This window comes from Ignavibacteriales bacterium (assembly GCA_026390575.1).
Taxonomy (GTDB): domain Bacteria; phylum Bacteroidota; class Ignavibacteria; order UBA10030; family UBA10030; genus Fen-1298.
Genome location: JAPLFR010000016.1, coordinates 91,358 through 108,230, shown reverse-complemented (window position 1 = coordinate 108,230; position 16,873 = coordinate 91,358). Strand labels below are relative to the sequence as shown.

Below are 16,873 nucleotides of genomic sequence, written 5' to 3'. Positions count from 1 at the left end.
TGAAACCACAATATTACAGCGCGTAGTTGAGCATCTTTGATACTAATTTTGCCGCCGTCACATCGGCATAGTGCAATCCCTTAATTGGCGCAAGTTCAACAACGTCAAAACCGACAATGTGCTTTTTACGTGCAACCTTCCGCAGGCATCGCATCACTTCATCCCACAATAATCCGTTGGGCTCCGGTGTTCCTGTCGCCGGCATGATGGATGGATCGAATGCATCAACATCGAATGAGATATAAACGTTCTCAGAAAGTTTTTCCACAACGAAATCATCCCAGTACTTCAGCACTCTTGTATAATGGCCGCGGCGAATCTCGTGCGCATAAAATGTATGGATTCCATGATCGCGTATAAATTCCGCTTCTTCTTTACATTGCGCGCGAATGCCGACCTGCACCAGCCGGCGTGGATCGAGAAATTCACACACTCTCGCCATGACTGATGCGTGGCTGTACTTATTTCCTAAGTACTCGGCACGGAGATCAGAGTGTGCATCGAACTGAAGGACAGAAAGATCGGGATACAATTTCGCGTGAGCGGCAATCGTGGAAGAAGAAATTGTATGTTCACCGCCAAATGTCACGACAAACTTTTGCCGTTCGACCATTTCAAACACGGTGTCGTATATGAGCTGCAAAGCAGATTCATCTGTCTTCTTTTCGAAGGCCAGAGGAGGGAGAGTTGCAATACCATGTTCCTTGTAGATTTCGCGTTTTGTCTCTTCATCAAAAAACTCAACTTGCCGTGATGCTTTCAGAATTGCTTCAGGCCCGTTCTTCGTTCCGGTACCGTAGCTCACGGTGTGTTCATACGGCGCCGGTAAAATGACGACTTTTGAGGTTTCAAATGCAGAATATTGTTTTTCAATACCGAGAAAATTCCGTTTGAGATCGAGTGCCTTTACCATAGTGCCTTCTCCAAAATTGTGCTTCAATATATCTCAAACCAGACGGAAAAGCAAGCTTGACCGATGCTTGATAAAGTGGACTTTTGTTCCGATAATAACACCACAACATTATGAATACATCAATCAAAATCAGAATTTACATCGTCTTCACTGTCCTTGTTGCGGTTTGGTGTTCGGGAATTTTTGCCGCACCCGTGCTGAAGCATGCCGGTTTGAACGGCAGTGCAGACATTGCATACTCCGTCTTCTTACGAGTCTGTCATCAGAGCGATGCGCGTTCATTTCATGCTGAAGGAGAAAAGCTCGGTGTATGCATCCGATGCAGTGCAATTTATTTTGGATTCCTTGCAGGATTGCTATTCATGCCATTGTCAGGTGTGCTGAAGAGGATGCAAATGCCAAAACCGATGATGATCATTGCTGTTTTGATTCCTATGGCTCTTGATGTGGTGCTGAACGATACCGGCCTTTATGCCAGTACAACAATGACGCGAGTAGCAACCGGTTTATTATTTGGCGGCGTGATGCCGTGGTGTATTGTTCCACTTCTCATTGAGGCGTATTCGCAGCTCATTAATAGGCATAAAAAGAAAATTCATTCACTAGATTCCGGAGTATATACGTATGATCGAAAAACCCAGTAAACTACGTTCAGCCCTTCTTGGCGGGCTTATCATCGGCGCGATCTCGGGCATTCCGGGTCTCAACCTGCTTAATTGCTGCTGTTGCGCCGGAATTCTCGTGGGCGGTGCGATGTCGGTGTATCTGTATAGGCGGGAATTCACAAATGAAATGCCGCCGATGGAATCATCCGATGCGCTGATTTTGGGAATCATCGCCGGTATTATCGGTGCATTGATAACGACAACCCTCAGTGCGATGATTACTCTGATTCTTGGGCCGGTAGAAACGGAAATGATGCGTAACTTTATGGAGAAGTTGACACAAAAGCTGGAAGACCGCGGATCTGTTCCGCAGGGCACATTGGACAATATGCGCGATCAATTTGAACAGTCGCTGAAAGAAGCAGGCACCATCGGCGGAATCCTTCGTTCTCTCGTCTACGCGTTAATTCTCTATCCGATCTTTTCCATGCTTGGCGGACTTATCGGCTTTGGAATTTTTGGGAAGAAGAAACCAACACTTCCTCAAGAGCCGCCGATGCAGCAATAGTTTTCCAAAATTTCTCTTCATAGGGAGGGGAAAACATGCCATATAGAAAGGAAAGTCCCGACGTACACGAATTCTACCATATTTACAATCGTGGAAATAACAAAGAGCAGATTTTCTTTGAACGTGAAAACTATCTTTTCTTTCTGCGACAATTCCTTAAATTTTTTCCTTTGGCTATTGCAGAAATACATGCTTTCTGTTTGATGCCGAACCATTATCATTTTCTCGTTCGATTCATCAAAGAAATTGACATATCTACTCGAATGAAATATTTTGGAATTTCTTATGCGAAGGCAATAAATAATCAATATGAAAGGACGGGACATCTTTTCGAGGGAAGATTCAAAATAAAGCATGTTGATTCGGACGAATATCTTCTTCATCTTTCTCGCTATATCCATTTGAATCCTTTCTTTGCGAAGTTAGTTTGTAAGGCGGAAGAGTGGGAGTTTTCAAGCTATCGAATATATCTATCCGAAACAGATTCCCGAAGTTTCTCATGAGAACCTATAGGAAAACTTCGGGAATCTTTTGTGTCCGATGATTCGACAGAGTTGCGTTTGATTAATCTCTCACGTACTTTGTTTACAATTGTTTCACTCGTGGGGCTGTTGGTGATACGATAAGAGGCTTCAATTCTAAAAACCTTAAAGAGAAAAGACATTGTGGAGGGCAAATGAACTCCATTGGCCCTTCTCGCTATTACGCACAAAAAACAGACTAAGTCTGTCTAATCACATGTTGCAATTGCCCTTCAATATTTCACGAAAGGGGAAACAGATGAATAACACTTTCCAATTTCTCTTTGTGGTGTTTTGCCTTTTCACCAGCACAAATCCATTGCATGCCCAATGGAACCAAACCAATGGACCTTACGGCGGTTCCGTTTCCGCCCTCGCCTTCTCAGGCTCGAATCTTTTTGCTGGAACTAATGGCGGAGGACTTTTTCTTTCTACCAACAACGGCACAAGTTGGACTGCGGTCAATACCGGCCTGACGGCCTCTTATGTCAGCGCTCTTACCGTCTCCGGCACGAATATTTTTGTCGGCACTAATGCTGGTGGTTACTGCGGGGTCTTTCTTTCAACCAACAATGGTACAAACTGGACTTCGGTCAATATTAGTTCGTCGAGCATGCAAATCAGTGCTCTAACCGTCTCCGGCACAAATCTTTTTGCCGCTGCTGTCGATGCATTTGGTGCCAATGGTGTCTTTCTTTCTACCAACAATGGCACAAGCTGGACAGAGGTCAATACCGGTTTGCCGGACACTTATGTCTATGCTCTTGCCGTCTCCGACAAAAATCTTTTTGCCGGAACTAATGGCGGCGTTTTTCTTTCTACCAACAACGGCACAAACTGGACAGAAGTCAATACCGGCTTAACGAACACCTTAGCCATGAGTCTTGCTGTCTCAGGCACGAATGTCTTTGTCGGAATTGCTGGCGCTGGTGTTTTTATTTCTACCAACAATGGCACAAGCTGGACTGCGGTCAATGACGGCTTGACGAACAATGGTGTCATTAGTCTTGCCGTCTCCGGTACGAATCTCTTTGCCGGGACTTATACGGGCGGCGTTTTTCTTTCGACCAACAATGGCGCAAGCTGGACAGAGGTCAATACCGGCTTAGCAAACACTGATGTCCGCGCTCTTGCTGTCTCTGGCACGAATCTCTTTACCGGGACTTGGGGCGGTGTGTTTCTTTCCACCAACAACGGCGCAAGTTGGACAGAGGCCAATACAGGCATGACGGCCACATCTATCTATGCTCTTACCGTCACCGGCTCAAATCTCTTTGCGGGGACTTGGGCGCAAGGCATCTTTCTTTCCACCGACAACGGCACAAACTGGTCTGCTGTCAATAACGGTTTGGCGAATTCTAATGTGAACGCTTTTGCCATCTCCGGTACGAATCTCTTTGCCGGGACTTGGAGCGGCATCTTTCTTTCTACCAACAACGGCACAAGTTGGACTGCGGTGAGTACCGGCTTGACGAACACTGATGTCATGTCTCTTGCTGTCTCCGGCACCAATCTCTTTGCCGGGACTTCTGGCGGCGTCTTTCTTTCTACCGACAATGGTACAAGCTGGACTGAGGCGAGTACTGGTGTGACGAACCCCTATGTCTATGCTCTTGCTGTCTCCGATACGAATCTCTTTGCCGGGACTTATGGCGATGGCGTCTTTCTTTCTAACAACAACGGCACAAGCTGGACTGCAGCGAGTACCGGCTTGACTGGTACTTATGTCCGTGCTCTTGCCGTCTCCGACAAAAATCTTTTTGCCGGAACTAATGGCGGCATTTTTCTTTCTACCAACGACGGTACCAACTGGACTCCCGCAAGTACTGGCTTAACGAACACAGATGTCCGTGCTCTTGCCGTCTCTGGTACGAATATCTTTGCTGGGACTTCTGGCGGCGTCTTTCTTTCCACCAACAAAGGCATAAGTTGGACAGAGGTCAATACCGGTTTGCCGAACGCTGATGTCTATGCTCTTATCGTCAGCGGCGCGGATCTTTTTGTCGGGACTCAGGGCCATAATGCTGGGACTTCTGGCGGTGTCTTTCGTTCCACCAACAACGGCATAAGTTGGCCAGTGGTCAATACCGGTTTGCCGAACGCTGATGTCTATGCTCTTATCGTTAGCGGCGCGGATCTTTTTGTCGGAACTCAGGGCGGTATCGCTGGGACTTCTGGCTACGGCATATGGCGCCGATCACTATCGGAGATGATCACGACTCAAGGCGTTGATAATACTAAATTGGCTCCGGCTCAATTTGCACTTCAACAAAATTATCCGAACCCATTTAATCCTTCGACAAGCATTTCTTTTAGTCTTCCATCTAACTCGTTTGTTTCATTAAAAATATTTGATTTGATTGGAAGAGAAGTGTCAACCATTGTCTCCGAAAAGTTAACAGCAGGAACCTACACACGACGATGGAATGCGGCAAATATGTCGAGCGGAATTTACTTTTATTGTATACAAATGGGATCTTTTATAGAGACGAAGAAACTAGTTGTGTTGCGGTAAGGCAATTGCACGTAACCATGCGCTCTCCGCAATCCCACTTGAAAAACAGCGCGGAAAGCAGTGCCGCATCCCGATTTATCGGGAGCCTGTCTGTTAAGTGGCACAGATTGGAATGAACAATGAAAACATTTCATCATTACAGAATTGCTCTTTGTTTTCTATTTATCACAACACCTTTATTGACACTCCATGCTCAAAATAATACGTGGCAAATTGAATTAGAAAATGGTTTGAAGTATGAGGGATTTAACAGCTTTTGTCTTCGTGATGATTCACTACTGATGAACCGGAATGATTCTCTATCAGCGTTTGCTATTAACTCAATTTCTACGATTCGATTTTATCGTAAATCGTTTCTTTATGAACGTATGTTACATGGAGCCGAAATTGGCGCAGGAATAATGGGATTAGGGATGATACTTGAATTCCTTCTGAATAATAAAGATGATTCAAATTCGTATGAAGCAAAACGGGATAACACCAGTGGGACGAAATTTATTTTTGGACTCGTCGCAGTTATGGCTTCAGCCACCATTGGAGGAATTATCGGCGGATTAATAGGTACTCTCATAGATATTGCGAAGTCACAAGACGATGTTTATGAAATGGCAAATCATTCTTTAAAAGCAAAAAGAAATCTTATCAACCATATCATCGTGCAATATTTTCACTGATTGGAGATTTGTGCCAGCTAACCAACAACGAAAGCTTGGCCTGTCCAGAGGAATGAATCGTGCATAACACGATACAATGTTTATCAAGGAGCGCACTACAAAATTCATGCCTGCCTTAGTGCCTACGGCACATAGGCAGGGCGCGCAGAGTTTTAGTACAGGATTATGAACCGGAAGCACATGCGCCTCTAGCACAAAAATATAATACATAGGATTATTGGAGTAGTAACACGCTGTCGAGTGTTTATATGATTAGGCGACAATAATAAAAAATCAGAAGCATCATGGAACCGAAAAATCTTACGATGTTATCTTTTCTGATTCTGGCACCATACGTTGTCGGAGTTTCACCTGCTGACAGTTCATTCGATGAATACGCTTGTGGCATCGGAGGCGGACAATATGCCACTTATGACTGCTCAGGTCATGCTCATCCGAATTCCATTGTTGATGCTGGAGTAAAAGTGACACACAAATTTGAGACACCATTCAGAATTGGCCTCGGTGCCTCAGTTATTTCGATCAACGGAAAGGCAGGCGTTGTCCCTTATCCAGACCTTGCATTCGATTTCAAATATTTTTCACTTGGTACAACTGGTATTCGAGTTGGGGCGGAGGGCGGTCCTTATGGCGAACTAGCAGTATTAGATCAAGTTCCCTTTTTCTCAGGTAAAGGATGTTTCCGCATTGGAGTCGGTATGAATACAAGTGAGTATACTCGGCTCTGGTTAGGAGTTAATACGTTTCCTTATAATAAAAGTGCTTTCGCCGGACAATTTGATTTTCCAATAACGAACAATCAATTTCTTTTTTTTAATGGCCGATATGGAGAATCTAGTGGTATTCCTGAATATGGTTTTTCTGTCGGAACGAGGATACGAATAAAGTAAAAATCATTATTGCCGCCTAACCAAGCGCTCAACAAGTCCCGCTATCAATATTATTAGACCTACTTCCGTGATCCATTCAACAGCATGAGCAGAGTTCTCGTGAATTCGTATGACATTTTTAAAGATGCTGGAGCAACAAGATTCGATCGGTCGTCTCCTGTGTGCATAACGCCAAGAACTTTAGGCGCGTCGAGAGAATCTACTTTATAACCGTTGTGCACGAACTTGCTCAATCGATCTCCGTCGCCTTTCGGCACGATAGAAATGGAAATATTTTCAAGGTTATATTTTGCGAACGATTCATAATCTGAACCGGGATATTCTGAATGCTCAACCAGCGGAAATCCAGTCTTTTGCTCCGCTTCATGCACGTACCGCATCAAAAATCGATTGCCGCTTCCAACCGGTCCCACATACACTTCCTCGCCTGTGCCTTCAACGTCCAGATTGATCATTGCAAGATGTTTTTTGGGCATGATAAACTGATTGACGTAATACCGTGATCCCGTCACATTCGTTTCTTCCTGATCAAAGAAACAAAAATCAACAGAGTAATTCCATTCTATATTCTGCATGTGCTGGATAAGAGCAAGTACGACGGCAACGCCGCTGCCATTATCGTTCGCGCCGGGTGATTCTGTGAACGCATCGTAATGCGCGCCGACAACAAGACGCTTGGTTCCCTGCCCAAGGCGCACAATAATATTCTCGCCTGCAATCACCACCGTGTCTCCCTTCACGCGGGAAATATCTTGGAATGGTGCCGAGACATATCCAACACCCATCTTATGCAATTGTGCCTTAATGAACTCGCCGCGTTCGATGTGTGTTCTGCCTTCGATGCCAAGAACGGAGGCGTACAGTTCGTCTTCTATGGGCATCTGTGCCCGGACAAACGAAAACGCGAATAGAGATATAATCAGAAAAATTCCGAGACGCTTCATATATTTCTCACTTGTTCAATTTGATACGGAATGTAGTTTTGAATCCTGCATTGTTCTCTTTAAGGAAAAGCCTGCCGCTATGGTATGTTTCAATAATGCGTTTTGATAAACTTAATCCTAAGCCCCACCCGCGCTTCTTTGTCGAAAAGCCGGGGCGAAATACATCGTTCCGGTGTTTCGATGTGATACCTTTACCGGTATCGGAGATATCAACGAATGCATGGTTGCCATGTTCTGATAGAGAAAAAGCGATCGTTCCTTCGCCGTTCTCAATGGCATCGAGCGCATTCTTGGTAAGATTCTCAAGTACCCATTCGAATAACTCTCGGTTGATATGTGCACGAACCGCTTTGCTCGATTCGATGACAAGATGAACTTTCTTGCCGGTTTGTGGAATACGCCGTTGGAAGTATTCGGTTACTTTACCAATGACTTCGCTCAGGTCCTCTTCATGCAAGTCTGGTTTGGATCCGATTTTTGAAAATCGGTCCGCGATTTTCTGGAGGCGGTGAAGATCGCTTTCCATATCCAGTAGCGTCTCCGTCGTTTTCTTGTCGCCTTCGGATTGTTCTTTCAACAGTTCTACCCAGCCGAGCATACTGGATATCGGTGTGCCCAGTTGATGTGCGGTCTCTCTCGCCATCCCGACCCAAATGTTGCTTTGCTCGCTGCGCTTGATATAACTGAAGCTGATGTAACCGATAAGAATAAAAAGTGCAGCGACGGCAAGTTCAACATACGGAAGCCAGCGGAGCTGGACTATGAGCGTCGATTCACCGTAGTGGAGATAACTTAATATGATCGTGTCCTGATATGTAACTTTAATGGGGGCGTGAGAGCGGTCCAAATCAGCGGCGATATTTTTCAAGAACTGACGTTGTTCTTCACCTGGTAAATTAGAATTCAGCGAGATGTTCTTAATGTTTTTATCGTAGGGAAGTTCGGGTTCATTGTTCCGATCCGTCAATACGACTGGGAAATCAACTGTGTTGATAATTTCGTTGAAGAGAAAATTATAGTCGCCTTCTCCCGTTTTATTATTTGCGATATACACATACGACTTCGCGTAAATGTCCGCGACTTCTTTTTCCTTCTGGCTCAATGCCTGAACAAGATTGTGTGTGTACCACAAGGTACCGGCAATAATGATAAAGGCAATCACCATCAAAATAATCTTCAATCGGCCGGAGAGAGAAACAGAGCCGGTCGCAGTAGATTTGATAAGCGATACTGTCTTCATATCGAATGAATGCTGTTATCGAATGATGAGCGTCTGGTCGCGGCGTGCACCGACGGAGACCATCCAGATTTTTGTATCGAGCATTTTGCTCAGAGCTTCGATATACTGTTTTGCCTCTTTCGGAAGTTTTCCGTAGCTCTGGATAGCTGAAGTTTTTGCCTGCCATCCTTTAAATGTTTGATACACAGGTTCCACCGCATCGAGCGTCTGAGAATCTGTCGGGTAATGAATTAACTTTTTTCCGCCAATTTTGAAATCGGTGCACACTCTGATCTCTTTAAACTCATCCAAGACATCGAGCTTTGTAATGGCTATTTTTTGAATGCCATTGACACGAATGGAATACCTGAGACTCACCGCATCCAACCATCCGCATCGCCGAGGTCTGCCTGTTGTAGCGCCAAATTCTCCGCCGGTTTTACGCAAACGCTCGCCAATATCATTTGCAAGTTCTGTCGGGAATGGACCGTTGCCAACGCGCGTGCTGTACGCTTTCACAATTCCGACAATGGAATTTATAGCAGTCGGTGGAATACCAAGTCCCGTACAGGCACCGCCGCTTGTTGGATTTGAAGAAGTCACGAACGGATACGTTCCATGATCAACATCCAGCAATGCGCCTTGCGCACCTTCGGCAAGAATTTGTTTTTTGTGTTTCAGAGCGTTATTCAAAAATTCGGAAGTGTCGGTAATATAGGTGTCCAACTTCCTGTCAAATTCCTGATACTCATTGATGATCTCGTCGACATTGAGAGATTGCGAATGATACAATTTGTTGAGAAGTTCGTTGTTCGCTTCAATATTGCGTTTCAATTTTTTGCATAGCACATCGCGGTTCAGCAAGTCCACAACGCGGATGCCGGTGCGCATATACTTGTCATTGTATGCTGGACCGATGCCGCGTCCGGTCGTACCGATTTTTTCTTCGCCTCGTTCACGTGCCGCATCAAGCATTTTATGGTACGGCATAATCAAATGGGCATTATGACTGATAAGGAGCCGGCCGGCGATTTTAATGCCGGCGTCTTTCAACTGTTTGATTTCAGTCATGAGCGCCACAGGGTCAAGCACGACACCGTTTCCAATCACACAAGTTACATGTGAATGGAAGATGCCGGATGGAATAAGATGAAGAACATATTCCTTTTCCGGTTTCCCCTTGGATGGCGGCAGGACAACGGTGTGCCCGGCATTCGCTCCACCTTGATAGCGAGCGACGATGTCGACATTTTCGCTCAAGTGATCAACAATTTTTCCTTTTCCTTCATCGCCCCATTGGGCACCGAGTATGATTTGAACGGGCATGGTATTATGAGTTTAGAAACTGAAAGAATAGTGAATTAAATGAATAACTATGTTTTCCCGGGTTGATAACAGACTATTTGCGCCGAAGGCGCATGCACCTCCGGAACAGAAAAATGATTACCGATAGCTATTTACCGATTTTTCACACGAAAGACAAGTACAACAAAAACCGGCAGTCCAATGCTCCAGAAAGCCGGTTCGGATGAAATTCCCAACGGTATCATTTTAACAAAACAAGTTTTTTTGTTTCCATAAATGAGCCAGCTTGCCCGTTCCGACCTTCAGTCGGAACGAGGTCTCGTCGTGCCGAAGGCACGACGGATAAACGGTAGAAATAAATACCGCTCCGCAGTTTGGATGCGTTCAATTCTACCGTATGTTGTCCGGCGCTCTTCACACCATCCACAAGTGTTGCCACTTCGCGTCCTAACATATCGAACACTTTAATTGCGACGTGACTGGCTTCGGGCAATTGATAACTAATGACGGTCGTCGGGTTAAACGGATTAGGAAAATTTTGATTGAGTGCAAATTGATCCGGAGTGGATCTTTCGTTCTCCAAGACACCAACAGTCGCTGGTGCCGGTATAGCGAATTTTCGATAAAATATTTCGTCGTATCCGGTTGATGTATCAATCCATGCAACACCGATATTTGCGTCGTCGACCAATGCCGTAGAGATGCCAAAATAAAAAGCGTCCTTTTTAGCCGCCGTACCTGTTGTTGGATTCACTTGATAGAATGATGACCACTGCGAGCCATTGAGACTGGATCTGATATAGATATTTGCGTTTTCCACTTTGGTATGGACTAACGTACCGGTACTTGTTATTTGAAGATCGTTGATTGTATTCAGCGATTGACTTAAGGTATCAGCAAATGCCCATGTGCTTCCAGAATTCGTTGATTTGTACAGCACTGTCCCTTCTTTCATTGAATGCATCATTTCCTGACCCATAATAAGCTGCCAGAATCCAAATGCTAAATAGAGCGTTCCATTGGAATTACCAACCAACCGGGTTCGTGTGAAATAACTCCCGCCTCCCGCGATGCTGAGTATCTTCGAAGGTGAACCAGGAGGCCCTGCCTGCGTGTTATGCGTAATGAGATAGAGCGATGTGTCAACGCTATACGCCGAATAAATAATATCATTCATCGGTCCATTCGGTATTGCAAAACAAGATAAATTTTTTGCTTCATGGGTTGCGTCGCCGGCAGGAAAAATCATAGAAAAACTATACATTGCGCCAAATCCATGATTATTCGCCATATGAAAGCGATTGGAATCTGATGGTACACGATAATACAAGAGAGCTGTACCCCCCATCCCTGCACTTTTTTCCAAAACGATATTATCGTAAGGTATAGACAACGCTTCATAAGGAGCAATTTGTTCTATTTGTGTTGGTATAGTCCAGGTCATTCCGCCATCAGGACTTGAAACGGATTCTACAAACCACCCTGGCGTTGGCGATGACTTAGAAATGATGTAGCAAATGACGATATTGTTTCCGCTGCTTTTCATTGCAACATTTATTGGTCCTGAATCAATCGGACGCGGATGAACTGCCGATGAAGTAGCGATTGGTGCTGACGGGCCTGATGCAGGAAATGAATAGAACCAGAAATTCGTATTATGAATGATCCGGGCGGTATTATTTTGAATATCCAGAACTGGTGGATCTAACAATTGGATCCCTTGAATGTTTGTTACTTGGTAATTTTGGCTCAACGCCCCCGTTGAAACCAGAATGACGAACAAAAACATTGTCCCCAAGCGTTTCATAATGTCCTCCATCGTATTTTGTGGGTAAAATAATTCGAAGAAACATCCGACATTAATTATAATTTAATATTAAAATTATTACAGAATAATCAAAGCGATGGTGATCACAATTTTATCTCTATCAAGAATATTTTTGTTTTCTTCGAAAAAAACTCCATTTACCAGCTTTCTTGATGTATTTTTTCGGGATTGAACTTTTCCTTTGGTGTATCTTCGCCTGTCGGATGACCAATGGGAATAACATTGAGCGGAATGATATTTTCCGGGATATTCAAAATGGTTTTTACGGATTGCATTCTGTCGGGATACGGATATGCTGCCGTCCATATTGCACCGAGTCCAATTGCTTCTGCGGCAAGTAAAATATTTTGGCTGGCGAGAGCGGAATCGATCACGGCGTACTCGTCCATCTGCTTGTGCGCTTTTGCAGGTACTCCGCACACGATGATGGCTGCTCCAGCTTTGAAAATCATCTTTGCGTACGGCAGTGCATCGCCAAGTGCATCAAGTGTCTTCCGATCGGTCACAATAATAAATTCCCAGGGCTGACAATTGACCGCGCTCGGTGCTGCCATGGCTGCTTTCAAGAGGATGTCAATTGCATTCTGTGTTATGGATTCACCGGTGAAATGCCGTACGCTTTTGCGATTGTGAATGACAAAGAGTGTATCAGGATATTTTGTCTGTTTCATTTGAATCCTCATAGAAACCTGGTAATATCTTTAAGCAAATCAATAGTGATATAATGTTACTTTGCCTTTCAGTCCATTAACGCATATATTTATTTCACGAATGAACATAATCCTTTTAGATTAAAGGAGCAAGCTGTGGATAAATTTGTCATCAACGGCGGAAAATTTCTTAGCGGGACAGTGACTATTGGCGGTGCGAAGAATGCTTCGTTGGCTCTCATGCCTGCGACAATTCTTGCGAGTGGTATTTCTCATCTTTCCAACACGCCAGACCTGCGCGACGTGATGACGATGAGCCGTCTGCTTGAGACCATGGGCATTCAGATCTCGTCAGTCAATCAGACAATGACGATTGATACAACGTCGATCAACAGCTATGAAGCACCTTACGAACACGTGAAGAAAATGCGTGCATCCATTTATGTATTAGGTCCTCTGGTGGCTAGATTCGGCCAGGCGAAAGTTTCACTTCCCGGCGGCTGCGCATGGGGACCGCGTCCGGTGAATTTGCACGTCGAAGGACTCCGCAGACTTGGAGCCGAGATTGATCTTGAAGCAGGGTACATTATTGCGAAGGCAAAACGTCTGCATGGAGCACGGATTCTTTTTGATATTTCCAGCGTCGGTGCAACTGGCAACATCATGATGGCCGCGGTGCTTGCGAAAGGGACAACACTCATTGAGAATGCGGCTCAAGAACCGGAGATTGTTCAGCTTGCAGAATTTTTATTAAAAATGGGCGCGAAGATTCATGGTATTGCTACAGGGCGATTAGAAATTGAAGGTGTTGATGAATTGCATCCTGCAGACATTGCGACAATTCCAGACCGCATCGAAGCCGGAACTTTTCTCGTTGCCGGTGCGATGGCTGGGAAACCCGGCAATGTTGTGCGGTTAGAGAAATGCAACCCGCACCATATCGGTGCTCTATTAATTAAGTTGGAAGATGCTGGGGCAAAAGTTAAAACTGGTGTCGATTGGATAGAACTCTCACCGCCGGAAAAAATTGCTCCTATTAATGCGACGACTGCGATTTTTCCCGGTTTTCCAACCGATATGCAAGCACAATGGATCGCATTGATGTCGATGGCAGGCGGCACGAGTATCATAACAGACACGGTGTATTTCGACCGCTTCATGCACGTGCCGGAACTTGTTCGGCTTGGCGCTAACATCACTGTGAAAGAAAATATTGCCACGGTTGTCGGTGTACAGAAATTGACTGGAGCAAAAGTAATGTCCACAGATTTACGCGCGAGTGCTTCGCTCGTTCTTGCTGGACTTGTTGCGGAAGGAACAACAGAAGTTCTCCGCGTGTACCACATTGATCGCGGATACGAATCGATGGAAAAGAAACTCCAAGCGCTTGGTGCCGACATCCGCCGTGAACAAGGCGAGGAGTTCTAATTAACCTTCGGAAGGTTACTCTGCTTAAGCTTTGAAACCTTCCGAAGGTTTCCTTCTTGAACGAAGATAATTTTCGGAAGGTAACCGAGACCATGCAAACCCGTACATTCCAAATTTCTGCGCTCGTCCTTGTTCTCTTCGCCATCGTCTGCGCACGCATCCCGCTTTTTAATTATCTCGGATTTGAGTTTTCTGTGCTCACAGTTCTGCTTGCCGGATATATCTCTGGAATTTTTACACTTGCACTTTGGAAACAGACCAATCCTGAATGCAAATTGGATGTCTGGCGTTTTATCGGAAGGAGTGCCGCCGCTTCATCTATTCTACTTACGATTCCGTTTATCATTTCACTGGCAAATATCGTGTTTGTGAAGAATTGTTCTGTCAGCGACGGCGCAAAGCTGTATGTTCTCACTGTCATTCCCGGTGTGTTCTTTTCCATCTCATTCGCTTCGTTCATTGGAGTCGTGTTCGGAAGATGGCGCAAAACTATTTTTGCAGCAATCTACATTCTCATTTTGTTTCACATTCTGATTGTTACTCTCATTCGTCCGCAAGTATTTGCATTCAATCCGATTATAGGGTTCTTTCCCGGATTCACGTACGACGAAACGCTTCAGGTGACTCAGCGGTTACTGACATACCGTTTGACAACGCTTGCCGCCGCTGGGTGTTTCGCGGCTGGATCTGTTTGGTTATGGCAGATATTTCAGAATAAAAAAGAAACATCTCACGCGGCACGATCTGCACTTCCTATTGTTGAACTCATTGTTATTGCCGTGCTTGCCCCCGTTGTTGTCATCGTCTTCACGTTGAGCGATCGTCTTGGATTTTCATCCTCTGAAGATTTTATTAGACAGAAACTTGCGGGCAATTATAAGACAACGCATTTTGAAATTATTTATTCAGCAGGAAGTATCAAGCGCGAGCGCATCGAACAGATCGGTAAGCTGCACGAGTTTTATTATGATAAGCTCACGCATGAAATGAACCTACATTCGCAGGAGCGCATCGTTTCTTTTCTGTATGCTTCGCCTGAACAGAAAGGACGACTTATCGGTGCAGTGTACACTGAAATCGCGAAACCGTGGTTGAGGCAGACGCACATCAATCTTTCAGGTTTTGAAACGTCATTGAAACATGAAATGGTGCACGTGCTTGCGACGGAATTCGGATGGTCGCCTTTGAAAATTGCACCGAATTCCGGATTAATTGAAGGCTGTGCAATGGCAATAGGGCGGACTTCTATGATAGAAGAACCGCTGGATCGGGCGGCGGCATTGGTATTCGCTGCCGGTGTTCACCCGAACCTTGAGTCACTTTTCACGTCCCAAGGCTTTCTTCAAGCCAATCCTTCCGTGAGTTACACGCTTGCCGGATCATTTTGCCGTTTTCTCATCGATTCGTTCGGTATAGATCAGTTCAAGCAATTGTACGCAAGCGGCGATTTTAAAAATATCTACCAAAGAGATTTGAAATCATTGCTCATGACGTGGCACACTTCCATTAAAAACATTCATCTCGATAATGCTGACAGCATAAAAGCTTTATATTTCTTCCGGCGTCCGTCCATTTTTGGAAAAGAATGTGCACGTGTCATTGCGAACTTGAACACCGAAACAAGAGGAGATCTTAACCATCATGATTTTGAAAGTGCATTGCTCTCTGCAGAACAATCTTTGAGATTGAGCAAGACATCAGAAGCCGTCACTCTAAAAGCGACTGCTTTATTTGAGATGCGGCGATTTAAAGATGTCATCGAGTTTGTTGACGTACAGCTCCGCGACACAGCTTTTGGCTATGCTCTTTTACCGCTTCATCTTCGTCTTGGTGATGCTTACTGGGCGTTGGATTCTCTTGCTGAAGCGAGACGAGAGTACGAGGCATTGTCACGTATTCGTTTGAACGCTTCAAACGAAGAAGCATGCATGCTTCGGTTGGAAGCACTGAAAAATCCACTGGAGCGCAGCGAGCTTCAAATCTATTTCTCATATTCTATGGAAGACACCACACGCATTGCGCGGCTGGAACGATTGAAAAGTCCGATAGCGCGTTACCTCATTGCGCGCGAGTATGCCGCGAAAGAACGTTTTGCAGAAAGCGCGCGAATCTTGGAATCGGTCGGATCTCCGGAATCAAAGACGCTCGAATATTTCCGCTTACTCCGATTAGGGAAAGTGTGGTTCGAGCTGCAGGAATTTGAAAAAGCCAAGACCGCATTTGTACAGTCGTTTCCGATCGCATCGAATATTTTTCTTCAATTGGAAACAACTGAATGGATTGAGCGATGTGAGTTTGAATCAAAGCCGATGTAGGAAGGAAAAGGAGAAGATGCCCCGCGTTGCGGGGCAACATTATTAAGCTTCCAGCCCTTCCGAAGGTTACTCAGAAGATTACACACAGAGGAAATAGTAAACGAGGACATACAATGGAATGCAATAAACCGAAAAACCTGAAAAATTGTAATTGCAGTTATGAGCCATGCTCACGCAAGGGAACGTGTTGTGAATGCATTCAGTACCATTTACGCATGCAGGAATTACCCGCCTGCTGTTTCCCGGACAGTATCGAACAAACATATGACCGCAGTTTTCGCACTTTCGCCCAAGCGGTGATGAACGGGAAAATACGATAACGCTTAACAAATGTCTTGATTTCTTATATACATTTCATCTTACCTGAAATTGCTTTTCCTACAAATTTTGGCTTAATTAAAGCAGTAGCAAGATTCCCAAAATCTCCAGTTAGTTATCGCTGAAATATTTTGGGAATCTATCTGAATACAACTGAAAATCACTTATTACCTGGAGCAA

13 protein-coding genes are annotated in these 16,873 nt (G+C 44.9%); 7 read left to right on the top strand and 6 right to left on the bottom strand.

Annotation, left to right across the window (positions count from 1 at the left end; all coding sequences use genetic code 11):
- Positions 1 to 13: 13 nt before the first annotated feature.
- Positions 14 to 913: an agmatinase gene (gene speB / locus NTX44_13410; GenBank protein MCX6122601.1), complete on the bottom strand. Its 900-nt coding sequence runs from the start codon at positions 911 to 913 to the stop codon at positions 14 to 16.
- 110 nt (positions 914 to 1,023) lie between these two features.
- On the opposite strand from speB, the gene NTX44_13405 reads away from it, so the two are divergent.
- From NTX44_13405 to NTX44_13385, 5 genes are all read left to right on the top strand, one after another.
- Positions 1,024 to 1,557 carry a DUF2085 domain-containing protein gene (locus NTX44_13405; protein MCX6122600.1) on the top strand — a complete coding sequence of 178 codons (534 nt, stop codon included), beginning with the start codon at positions 1,024 to 1,026 and terminating at the stop codon, positions 1,555 to 1,557.
- Entirely contained in the window at positions 1,538 to 2,086 is a 549-nt protein-coding gene (locus tag NTX44_13400) for a hypothetical protein (protein ID MCX6122599.1), read from the top strand. Before NTX44_13405 ends, NTX44_13400 begins: the two co-directional genes overlap by 20 nt.
- 780 nt (positions 2,087 to 2,866) lie before the next feature.
- Positions 2,867 to 5,122 (top strand): T9SS type A sorting domain-containing protein, encoded by a 2,256-nt coding sequence (locus NTX44_13395; GenBank protein ID MCX6122598.1) that lies wholly within the window; start codon positions 2,867 to 2,869, stop codon positions 5,120 to 5,122.
- Between the two features lie 119 nt (positions 5,123 to 5,241).
- Positions 5,242 to 5,796, top strand: a complete 555-nt coding sequence (locus NTX44_13390) for a hypothetical protein (protein ID MCX6122597.1) — start codon at positions 5,242 to 5,244, stop codon at positions 5,794 to 5,796.
- A gap of 284 nt (positions 5,797 to 6,080) precedes the next feature.
- On the top strand, positions 6,081 to 6,686 hold the full coding sequence (locus NTX44_13385; protein MCX6122596.1) for a hypothetical protein: 606 nt from the start codon (positions 6,081 to 6,083) through the stop codon (positions 6,684 to 6,686).
- Between the two features lie 59 nt (positions 6,687 to 6,745).
- On the opposite strand, the gene NTX44_13380 is transcribed toward NTX44_13385, so the two are convergent.
- From NTX44_13380 to NTX44_13360, 5 genes are all read right to left on the bottom strand, one after another.
- Positions 6,746 to 7,630: a M28 family peptidase gene (locus NTX44_13380; GenBank protein MCX6122595.1), complete on the bottom strand. Its 885-nt coding sequence runs from the start codon at positions 7,628 to 7,630 to the stop codon at positions 6,746 to 6,748.
- A 7-nt stretch (positions 7,631 to 7,637) separates the two neighbouring features.
- Positions 7,638 to 8,870, bottom strand: coding sequence for a HAMP domain-containing sensor histidine kinase (locus tag NTX44_13375; GenBank protein ID MCX6122594.1), 1,233 nt, complete (start codon positions 8,868 to 8,870; stop codon positions 7,638 to 7,640).
- Between the two features lie 15 nt (positions 8,871 to 8,885).
- The gene (locus NTX44_13370) at positions 8,886 to 10,175 is read right to left on the bottom strand and encodes an adenylosuccinate synthase (GenBank protein ID MCX6122593.1); all 1,290 of its coding nucleotides are present in this window, start codon (positions 10,173 to 10,175) and stop codon (positions 8,886 to 8,888) included.
- A 220-nt stretch (positions 10,176 to 10,395) separates the two neighbouring features.
- Entirely contained in the window at positions 10,396 to 11,961 is a 1,566-nt protein-coding gene (locus NTX44_13365) for a T9SS type A sorting domain-containing protein (GenBank protein ID MCX6122592.1), read from the bottom strand.
- Positions 11,962 to 12,119: 158 nt separating this feature from the next.
- Positions 12,120 to 12,653: a nitroreductase family protein gene (locus tag NTX44_13360; protein ID MCX6122591.1), complete on the bottom strand. Its 534-nt coding sequence runs from the start codon at positions 12,651 to 12,653 to the stop codon at positions 12,120 to 12,122.
- Between the two features lie 135 nt (positions 12,654 to 12,788).
- Here NTX44_13360 and murA point away from each other — a divergent pair, with 135 nt between their 5' ends.
- Positions 12,789 to 14,060, top strand: a complete 1,272-nt coding sequence (gene murA / locus NTX44_13355; protein ID MCX6122590.1) for a UDP-N-acetylglucosamine 1-carboxyvinyltransferase — start codon at positions 12,789 to 12,791, stop codon at positions 14,058 to 14,060.
- 92 nt (positions 14,061 to 14,152) lie between these two features.
- Entirely contained in the window at positions 14,153 to 16,375 is a 2,223-nt protein-coding gene (locus tag NTX44_13350) for a hypothetical protein (GenBank protein ID MCX6122589.1), read from the top strand.
- Positions 16,376 to 16,873: the final 498 nt, after the last annotated feature.